At 70.2% G+C, this 1295-nt stretch carries 1 protein-coding gene; it reads right to left on the minus strand.

Annotation, left to right across the window (positions count from 1 at the left end; genetic code table 11):
• Nucleotides 1-1295, minus strand: a 1295-nt coding sequence (locus ABWI07_RS44165) for an acyltransferase domain-containing protein (protein ID WP_353822209.1), incomplete at both ends; no start/stop codon positions are given.

The raw sequence follows: 1295 nt of genomic DNA on the forward strand, positions 1-1295 counted from the left end.
TCGGGTGGTTCGGGGGGTTCGGGTTGGTTGGGTTGGGTGGGTGTGTAGGTGATGGGGTGGTGGGTGTGGGTGTGTAGGTGGGCGAGGTTGTGGAGGTAGTGGGTGTAGGTGTGGTGGTCGCGGGTGAGGGTGTGGTGGACGAGGGGTTCTGCGGGCGGGGGGGGGTTGTTTGTGGGCGGGGTGTCTGAAGGCGGGCTGTTTGGGGTGGGGGTGTTTTGGGTGAGGGTGTGGGTGAGGTCGGTGGTGAGGATGGGGTGGGGGCTGATTTCGAGGTAGGTGGTGTGGCCGGTGTGGTGGAGGTGTGTGGTGGTTTGGTGGAGTTGGACGGTGTGGCGCAGGTTGGTGTGCCAGTAGGCGGGGTCGGGGTGGGGGTTGGTTTGGCCGGTGCAGGTGGAGATCCAGGTGATGGTGGGTGGTTGGGGGGTGATGCCGGTCAGGGCGGTGAGGATGTGGGTTTGGAGGGTGTCGATGGCGGGGTGGTGGGAGGGGTAGTTGACGGGGAGGCGTTTGCTGCGGATGCCGTTGCGGGTGCAGTGCTCCAGGAGGCGGGTCAGGGCGGTGTCGGGTCCTGAGACGGTGGTGGAGTCGGGTCCGTTGACCGCGGCGATCGATATCTCTTCCAGGCCGTCCAACTCGTCGAGGGTGTGGGGGTGGGCGGCGATGTGGGCCATGCCGCCGGTGTGGTGCAGGCGGGTGAGGGCTTGGGAGCGCAGGGCGCTGATGCGGGCGGCGTCGTGCAGGGTGAGGGCGCCGGCGATGTGGGCGGCGGCGATTTCGCCTTGGGAGTGGCCGATGACGGTGTCGGGGTGGACGCCGTGGGCTTGCCAGAGCCGGGCCAGTGACACCATGATCGCGAACAGGGCGGGTTGGATTACCTCGGTGCGGTCCCATACCGGGCTGTCGGGGGGTTGGGTGAGGGTCTGGGTCAGGGACCAGTCCAGGTGTGGTGCCAGTGCCTGCTCGCATTCGGCCATGGATGCGGCGAACACCGGGGACTGCTGCAGCAGGGCCGCGCCCATGCCCGGCCACTGCGATCCCTGGCCGGGGAACACGAACACCGTCTTGCCGGCCGGGCGGGCCTGACCGGTCACCACCGCGCCGGTGCCGCGGGCGCCGGTGCCGCGGGCGCCGGTGCCGCGGAGGCCGGTGTCGCGGGGGCCGGTGTCGCGGGGGCCGGTGTCGCGGCCGGCGGCGATCGCGTCCAGCCCGTCCAGTAGTTCGCTGGTGCTGGTGCCGATGATGACCGCGCGGTGGTCGAACAGGGTCCGGCCCGACCGCAGCGCGCGCGCGGTCCG

Origin of the sequence: Actinomadura sp. NPDC000600, from assembly GCF_040492135.1 — a bacterium.
In the GTDB taxonomy this organism is placed as follows: domain Bacteria; phylum Actinomycetota; class Actinomycetes; order Streptosporangiales; family Streptosporangiaceae; genus Spirillospora.